Here is an 8346-nt window from a genome sequence, read left to right as displayed (position 1 = left end):
GCGCCCAAATTTAGTGCCCACCTGCGGCATTTGTGCGGTGACGACAAATCCCAGCGAATGGTGCAGATGCAGCGAGGCCTGATTTTGCGATTCGATCCCGGCGACCATGACATGCTTCCCGCAATCCCGCGCTTCATCAATCAATCGGCTTAACAATTTACGCCCCAGACCTTTGCCCTGATGATCGGGATGGACATAAACCGAATGTTCCACGGTATGGCGAAAACCATCGAAACTACGCCAGTCGCCAAACGAGGCATATCCCGTCACTACGCCATCTTCTTCACTCACCAGCACCGGATAACCTGCTATGGTCCGCGCTTCAAACCAGGCAATGCGGTTATCTGCATCAACCGTTTGGTCATTCCAGATAGCCGCCGTATACAACACGGCGTGGTTATAAATTTCCGCAATGGCAGCACAATCGGCTTTGCGGGCAAAACGGATGGACATGTCTGGCCTCGATAAAATAATGATGATGATGTTATCAATACTATCGAAAACAGCCCGAAGCAACGGATTCCTCGATGAAATTATTGCGTGTTGCAGAGGGGATGTGACGGCTGCAAACAAAACCAATCCCGTGAGCCTGCTACTATTGATGGATTCATGCCAAAAGCACAGGAGAGCATTATGGGGCAACAAAAGCAGCGTAATCGACGTTGGGTTCTGGCCTCGCGTCCACATGGCGCACCGGTTCCGGAGAATTTCCGTCTTGAAGAAGATGATGTCGCCACACCGGGTGAAGGACAGGTGTTACTGCGCACAGTTTATTTGTCCCTGGACCCGTATATGCGTGGACGTATGAGCGATGAGCCATCTTATTCACCGCCTGTTGATATTGGCGGCGTGATGGTCGGCGGCACGGTGAGCCGTGTTGTGGAGTCGAATCATCCTGATTATCAGCCTGGCGACTGGGTGCTGGGCTACAGTGGATGGCAGGACTATGACATATCCAGTGGTGATGATCTGGTGAAACTTGGCGATCATCCGCAAAATCCATCGTGGTCGCTGGGTGTGCTGGGGATGCCAGGCTTTACCGCTTATATGGGGCTGCTGGATATCGGTCAGCCTAAAGAGGGCGAAACGTTGGTGGTAGCTGCGGCGACAGGTCCTGTGGGAGCAACGGTGGGGCAAATCGGCAAACTTAAAGGTTGCAGGGTGGTGGGGGTTGCCGGTGGCGCGGAAAAATGCCGCCATGCTATCGAGGTGCTGGGCTTCGATGTTTGTCTTGATCACCACGCGGATGATTTTGCCGAACAACTGGTGAAAGCGTGCCCAAAAGGTATTGATATCTATTATGAAAACGTGGGCGGTAAGGTATTTGATGCAGTGCTACCATTACTTAATACATCTGCGCGCATTCCCGTTTGTGGCTTAGTGAGCAGCTATAACGCTACAGAGCTACCACCCGGTCCGGATCGTTTACCCCTGTTGATGGCAACGGTGCTGAAAAAACGTATTCGCTTGCAAGGGTTTATTATCGCTCAGGATTATGGTCACCGCATCCATGAGTTTCAGAAGGAGATGGGGCAATGGGTGAAAGAGGATAAAATCCACTACCACGAAGATATTACTGATGGTTTAGAGAATGCGCCACAGACGTTTATCGGCCTGCTGAAGGGTAAAAACTTCGGCAAAGTGGTGATCCGCGTCGCGGGTGATGATTAAAGTTTCAACGGCGGCGTAAGCCGCCATAAAAATCCAGGCAAAAAGCTTATTTTCAGCTTTAATTAACTAACCACGTCATTGTTCTGCTGCTAATAACAACAAAGGTGGGTGGTTTATGATTATTCACTTTAATACACCAGGTGAACTCCTTCTGCCGTGCAGGCAGGGTTGGACAGAAAACACGCGAAGGAATTAAAATGCCTGGAATGGGAAAAATGAAACATGTCAGTTTGACTCTGCAGGTTGAGAACGACCTGAAACATCAGCTTAGTATTGGCGCATTAAAACCTGGCGCACGCCTGATTACTAAAAATCTGGCGGAGCAATTAGGTATGAGTATTACACCTGTGCGTGAAGCATTATTACGTCTGGTTTCGGTGAATGCGCTTTCTGTCGCACCTGCACAAGCATTTACAGTTCCGGAAGTGAGGAAACGTCAATTAGACGAAATCAATCGGATCCGCTACGAACTGGAATTAATGGCAGTTGCTCTGGCTGTTGAAAACCTCACCCCGCAAGACCTGGCGGAACTCCAGGAATTGCTCGAGAAATTACAGCAGGCGCAAGAAAAGGGCGACATGGAACAAATCATTAATGTAAACAGGCTATTTCGCTTAGCGATTTATCATCGCTCAAATATGCCCATCCTGTGTGAGATGATTGAGCAACTGTGGGTCAGGATGGGGCCTGGTTTACATTATCTCTATGAAGCGATTAATCCAGCGGAATTACGGGAGCATATAGAAAACTATCATCTGTTACTCGCTGCGTTAAAAGCAAAAGACAAAGAGGGATGCAGACATTGTCTTGCTGAAATTATGCAACAAAATATTGCTATTTTATACCAGCAATACAATCGTTAAAGTAAATGCCCGGCAAATACCGGGCATCAAGGTAATTACTCAAATCTCCACGCAATATTCATGCCGACACCATAATTTCGTCCGGGCGAAGGTTCGTAATATCGCCCGTTTGACTCATTGACAATGACAGAACCAACGTATTCTTTATCGAATAAATTATCGACACGACCAAATAAATCCACAGTTAAATTGTGGTAATTGTATTTATACCCGGTGAATAAGCCGACGAGAGTATAAGACGGCGCTTTTGCCGTATTTTCATCATCTGCCATAATATCGCCCATATAACGCGCTTCCGTGCCTGCATACCAACCATCTTCCGGTACATAACCTATCGACGCAAAGCCCATATTACGGGCGATCCCTGGCATCCGATTACCGTTACAATCCTGTTCATTGCAAACATTGCTGCGATAGGTCGCATCAAGCCAGGTCCAGGACGCGTTTACGCGAAAATCTCCTGCGAAACGTTGATCCCATGCCAGTTCAGCGCCTTGACGACGGGTCTTTCCGGCATTTTTGTAAGTCGTACGCCCACCGCTACTGCTATCGACAACAATTTCATCATCAGTGTCGGTCTGAAACAATGCGAGACTAAGCAGCCCATCACCAATACGCGTTTTACTGCCGATCTCAATTGTATCGTTGGTGGATGGTTTTAAACCAAAGTTCATACCGCTTTGCCCATCAGCACGATAAGACAGCTCATTAATCGTCGGAGTTTCAAAACCTCGCCCGGCTGCCAGATAGATATTCCAGGCATCGGTCATTGCATATTTTAACGAACCGGCAGGTAGCCATTTATGATAACTGGCATCACCGCTGTCATCGCCGTTACCCGGAGTAACGTAATGGTCGTTGGAATCAAACCACACGGAGCTGTAGCGCACGCCAGCATCCAGCGACAGTTTTTCGCTCAGCTGCCACTGCGTCTGTAAATAGGGATCGATGTTCCACATCAGATTGCGTTCGTCGCGACGCAACTCACCTTTTTGCCCGTACTCCGGCATGCCGCTATTCAGGCGGAAGTTATTGTAGCCCTTGCGGTTTTCACTCATGTTTTCGTAGTTCAGGCCGGTAGTGAACGTGACCGGAACGCCCAGTTCACCACGGTGTGTCCAGCGGCTGTCTATCCCCTGGTAATGGCGTTGCAGGGTAATCACGCCGCCCGCATGTGACGGGTTAAGTTGGGGGGCCATCGGGATTGACTGGTACTGGGTCGTTTCTCGCTCTCCGGCATACATCATCACACTCATATCATCTTGCGCGCTCAGGCTACGCTCATAGCGCAACCCAGCCTGAGTTTGCTTGATGGTTTTTCGCGTGTCGTACTGTTCTGCACGAGGCGCTTGTTGTGGATTAGCCTTCCATTCTGCTTTGGTTAGCCCACCTGGGTCATCTGCTTTGATATCCACACTATTGAAAATCAGACTTAATTTGCTGGCTTCATCAATGCGTACGCCCAGTTTGGCATTGGCTAAATTTTTCTGTGCGCCACTATGGTCACGATAGCCGTGGGTCGTAAAACGCGTGGTTGAGACGGTGTAATCGACATCGCCAGGCTGTGTGCCGTCTCCCGTTGCGCCCGTTGCTTTCAGCCCATAGCGCCAGCTGCCAAAACTGCCGTAGTAACTACTGGCTTCAATGGTTGGTGGCTGTTGTCCGGTCTGGGTGGTGACATTCATTACCCCACCAGACGCGTTGCCATACAGGGCAGAGAAGGGGCCACGCAGCACTTCCACATTTTGCACACTGCTTAAATCGATGTTGGATGTTTGCCCTTGCCCGTCGGGCATGGTGGCGGGAATACCGTCCACATACAGGCGAATACCGCGAATACCGTAAGTGGAGCGGGAGCCAAATCCGCGAATCGACAGCTGTAAATCTTGCGCATAGTTCTGCCGGTTTTGTACCTGCAAACCAGGCACGCCGGTCAGTGATTCGGACAAGTTAATGCGCGGTGTTGCCAGGCGCATCTCCTCGCCATCCACCACGCTTACTGCTGCTGGGGTATCCAGTTCTGAAACCACCTGCGGTGCGGCACTGACAATCATAGTCTGTTCATCAGCGGCAAAAACAACGGGGGAAAGGACAAGCAGTGCGGGCAAAACGGTCTGTCGGACGGAAAAAATCTTCATGAAAAAAGCCAGGTTAAGAATGGGAAAACGCCGTTATGGTAATGAAATTGTAAATTTATGGAAAACGAAACGGCACGATACGTTAAGTAATTGAGAAAATTGTAGTCGTAACGGCAAGAAATGCTCCACATTTGAGAAAATAATGATTACCATTCCCATTTATAACAAGAGCGTAACGATGATTACGCTTAGCGAAGCATTGTGAAGCAGCAAAAATATCGGTTCATCAAAGGGAGTCGTCATGCATTTACGTCATCTGTTTTCATCGCGTCTGCGTGGTTCATTACTGTTAGGTTCATTGCTTGTTGCTTCATCATTCAGTACGCAGGCCGCAGAAGAAATGCTGCGTAAAGCGGTAGGTAAAGGTGCCTACGAAATGGCATATAGCCAGCAAGAAAACGCGCTTTGGCTCGCCACTTCGCAAAGCCGCAAACTGGATAAAGGCGGTGTTGTTTATCGTCTTGACCCGGTTACTCTGGAAGTGACCCAAGCGATCCATAACGATCTCAAGCCGTTTGGTGCCACCATCAATAACACGACTCAGACGTTGTGGTTTGGTAACACCGTAAACAGCGCGGTCACGGCGATAGATGCCAAAACTGGCGAAGTGAAAGGCCGTCTGGTGCTGGATGATCGTAAGCGCACGGAAGAGGTGCGCCCGCTGCAACCGCGTGAGCTGGTAGCTGATGATGCCACGAACACCGTTTACATCAGTGGTATTGGTAAAGAGAGCGTGATTTGGGTCGTTGATGGCGAGAATATCAAACTGAAAACCGCCATCCAGAACACCGGTAAAATGAGTACCGGTCTGGCGCTGGATAGCAAAGGCAAACGTCTTTACACCACTAACGCTGACGGCGAATTGATTACCATCGACACCGCCGACAATAAAATCCTCAGCCGTAAAAAGCTGCTGGATGACGGCAAAGAGCACTTCTTTATCAACATTAGCCTTGATACCGCCAGGCAGCGTGCATTTATCACCGATTCTAAAGCCGCAGAAGTGTTAGTGGTCGATACCCGTAATGGCAATATTCTGGCGAAGGTTGCGGCACCAGAATCACTGGCTGTGCTGTTTAACCCCGCGCGTAATGAAGCCTACGTAACGCATCGTCAGGCAGGTAAACTCAGTGGGATTGACGCGAAAAGCTATAAAGTGGTGAAAACGTTCGATACGCCGACTCATCCAAACAGCCTGGCGCTGTCTGCCGATGGCAAAACGCTGTATGTCAGTGTGAAACAAAAATCCACTAAACAGCAGGAAGCTACCCAGCCGGACGATGTGATTCGTATTGCGCTGTAATAGATGTGGCGAGGGTGAAAACGGAGAGACTTGCCTGACTTTTATCACGCCGCATGCGGCACACCTTCGTCAGTAATCTAAATTTGCCCGGCACGTAGCCGGGCAATTTTGCAATTAGCTCGCCGTTTCAGGCTTAAACACAATTTCCTGTTTTTCTTCATCTTCCTCGACGACTGGCGCAGTGCTGTGAATTTCAGCAACGCGTTTGCGCACACCAAACCAGCCTATAACCAGCAGAATACCGATAATCGGCAGCGCCGCGATAGTATAAGTCCCGTTCGGGTAATCGAACGCCATCAGCACCAGGACACTCAGTAAAAACAGTAATGTCAGCCAGGAAGTGAAGGGCGCGCCAGGCAGTTTAAAACTGACATCCGCTGCTTTGCCTTGTTTAATTGCTTTACGCAGGCGCATCTGGCACACGATGATAAACGCCCATGAAGCGATGATTCCCAGCGACGCGAAGTTCAACACAATCTCAAATACGCGCGACGGCACCAGATAGTTGAGGAATACGCCGACGACATACACAACTAGTGTCGCCAGAATCCCGGCATACGGCACATGCTGACGACTCATTTTCGCCATAAAACTCGGTGCGGAACCGCCCATCGCCATTGAGCGCAGAATACGTCCGGGGCAGTACAGACCTGAGTTCAGGCTGGAGAGGGCAGCGGTCAGCACCACAATATTCATAATGCTGCCGATATATGGCACACCCAGTTTAGAGAAAAACGTCACGAACGGACTTTGCCCCGCCTGATACGCGCTCCACGGCAATAGCATAACCAGCAACACCACGGAGCCGACGTAAAACAGGCCAATACGCCAAATCACACTGTTAATGGCTTTAGGCACCATGGTCTGCGGATCTTTACATTCTCCGGCAGCTGTACCCACCATTTCAATGGAGGCAAAAGCAAACACTACGCCCTGAATCAACACCAGCGCAGGCAGCAAACCGTGGGGGAAGAAGCCGCCATTATCGGTGATTAAATGAAAGCCAGTGGTGTTGCCATCCAGCGGCTGACCACTACCGAGGAACACTGTACCCACGACCAAAAAGATCACAATGGCGAGCACTTTAATAAGCGCAAACCAGAACTCCATCTCCGCAAACCATTTCACACCGATCATATTCATGGTGCCAACGATGGTAAGTGCAGCGAGCGCAAAGACCCACTGCGGCACGCCGCCAAACGCACCCCAGTAATGCATATACAGAGCGACGGCGGTAATATCAACAATCCCCGTCATCGCCCAGTTGATGAAGTACATCCAGCCAGCAACATAAGCGGCTTTCTCACCCAAAAACTCACGGGCATAAGAGACAAAACTGCCACTGGAAGGGCGGTGTAGCACCAGCTCACCCAATGCACGCAGAATAAAAAACGAAAACAAGCCACAAATTAAATAAACCAGTGCCAGTGCTGGACCCGCCATTTGCAGTCGGGCTCCTGCACCTAAAAACAAGCCGGTGCCAATCGCGCCGCCAATGGCGATCATCTGTACCTGGCGATTGCCCATCGCTTTGTGATACCCCTCTTCGTGGGCATTAAGCCAGCGGCGTTTCGCGGCGTGTTGATCTGAAGTGTCGGTGTCGTGTTTACTCATTGCTCTCCCTGATTGCTTTAATGAAAAAGTCATATAAGTTGCCATGAACAATGTTTATTCATCCTGGCGATGATAGTTATCACCATTATTCTTTATGGGTATAAAACTATCGGCGCAGCATCCTACCCGTTATCGATAAACGATGCAAAACATCCCCTTACAATCCTGAAGGGGATTAATACAACTGACGAAAAAATGACAAATCCTTTTGCTGGTTAACCTGTGTACTGTCCTACACTTAATCTTTAAAAGATTGTGAGGGGCATATGATTAAGGTGTATGGCGTACCCGGATGGGGCTCTACAATCAGTGAGCTGATGCTAACACTGGCTGATATTCCTTATCAGTTCGTTGATGTCAGTGGTTTTGACCACGAGGGAACTTCACGCGAGTTATTGAAAACCCTGAACCCGTTGTGTCAGATTCCGACACTGGCGCTGGAAAATGACGAGATTATGACGGAGACAGCGGCGATTGCATTGATGGTTCTCGATCGTCGCCCGGACCTTGCGCCACCGGTTGGGCGCGCCGAACGTCAGCAGTTTCAACGGCTATTGGTCTGGCTGGTTGCTAATGTCTATCCAACATTCACTTTCGCCGATTACCCTGAGCGTTGGGCATCTGACGCACCTGAACAGTTAAAGAAGAATGTAATTGAATATCGCAAATCACTTTATATCTGGCTGAATTCACAATTGACCGCTGAACCTTATGCCTTTGGTGAGCAACTAACGCTGGTGGACTGTTATCTCTGCAC

7 protein-coding genes are annotated in these 8346 nt (G+C 49.5%); 4 read left to right on the top strand and 3 right to left on the bottom strand.

Annotation, left to right across the window (positions count from 1 at the left end):
• Positions 1 to 453 (bottom strand): L-methionine sulfoximine/L-methionine sulfone acetyltransferase (gene mddA / locus QZF50_RS21185; RefSeq protein WP_290388978.1); only part of this gene is annotated, 453 nt, incomplete at its 3' end.
• Positions 454 to 633: 180 nt separating this feature from the next.
• Here mddA and curA point away from each other — a divergent pair.
• The gene (gene curA / locus QZF50_RS21180) at positions 634 to 1671 is read left to right on the top strand and encodes an NADPH-dependent curcumin/dihydrocurcumin reductase (protein ID WP_000531452.1); all 1038 of its coding nucleotides are present in this window, start codon (positions 634 to 636) and stop codon (positions 1669 to 1671) included.
• A gap of 197 nt (positions 1672 to 1868) precedes the next feature.
• Complete coding sequence (mcbR, locus tag QZF50_RS21175) at positions 1869 to 2534, top strand: colanic acid/biofilm transcriptional regulator McbR (RefSeq protein ID WP_001296777.1); 666 nt, start codon at positions 1869 to 1871, stop codon at positions 2532 to 2534.
• Between the two features lie 35 nt (positions 2535 to 2569).
• Here the strand turns inward: mcbR and pqqU are convergent, their stop codons facing one another.
• On the bottom strand, positions 2570 to 4672 hold the full coding sequence (gene pqqU, locus QZF50_RS21170) for a TonB-dependent receptor PqqU (RefSeq protein WP_000689355.1): 2103 nt from the start codon (positions 4670 to 4672) through the stop codon (positions 2570 to 2572).
• A 241-nt stretch (positions 4673 to 4913) separates the two neighbouring features.
• Here pqqU and QZF50_RS21165 point away from each other — a divergent pair, with 241 nt between their 5' ends.
• Positions 4914 to 5975, top strand: coding sequence for a YncE family protein (locus QZF50_RS21165; RefSeq protein ID WP_290388977.1), 1062 nt, complete (start codon positions 4914 to 4916; stop codon positions 5973 to 5975).
• Positions 5976 to 6089: 114 nt separating this feature from the next.
• On the opposite strand, the gene ansP is transcribed toward QZF50_RS21165, so the two are convergent.
• Positions 6090 to 7589 (bottom strand): L-asparagine permease, encoded by a 1500-nt coding sequence (ansP, locus tag QZF50_RS21160; protein ID WP_290388976.1) that lies wholly within the window; start codon positions 7587 to 7589, stop codon positions 6090 to 6092.
• Between the two features lie 266 nt (positions 7590 to 7855).
• Between ansP and QZF50_RS21155 the strand changes: the two genes are divergently transcribed.
• The coding region (locus QZF50_RS21155) for a glutathione S-transferase (protein WP_290388975.1) at positions 7856 to 8346 on the top strand (491 nt) is incomplete at its 3' end.

The organism is uncultured Escherichia sp. (assembly GCF_948475835.1).
Classification (GTDB): domain Bacteria; phylum Pseudomonadota; class Gammaproteobacteria; order Enterobacterales; family Enterobacteriaceae; genus ECMA0423.
Note: the sequence above shows the minus strand (reverse complement) of the source record. Positions and strands in the feature narration are given on the sequence as shown.

Excerpts from the sequence above, each read along its gene's own strand:
- ansP (WP_290388976.1), bottom strand. The coding sequence starts at position 7,589 with ATGAGTAAACACGACACCGACACTTCAGATCAACACGCCGCGAAACGC.
- curA (WP_000531452.1), top strand. The coding sequence starts at position 634 with ATGGGGCAACAAAAGCAGCGTAATCGACGTTGGGTTCTGGCCTCGCGT.
- pqqU (WP_000689355.1), bottom strand. The coding sequence starts at position 4,672 with ATGAAGATTTTTTCCGTCCGACAGACCGTTTTGCCCGCACTGCTTGTC.
- QZF50_RS21165 (WP_290388977.1), top strand. The coding sequence starts at position 4,914 with ATGCATTTACGTCATCTGTTTTCATCGCGTCTGCGTGGTTCATTACTG.
- mcbR (WP_001296777.1), top strand. The coding sequence starts at position 1,869 with ATGCCTGGAATGGGAAAAATGAAACATGTCAGTTTGACTCTGCAGGTT.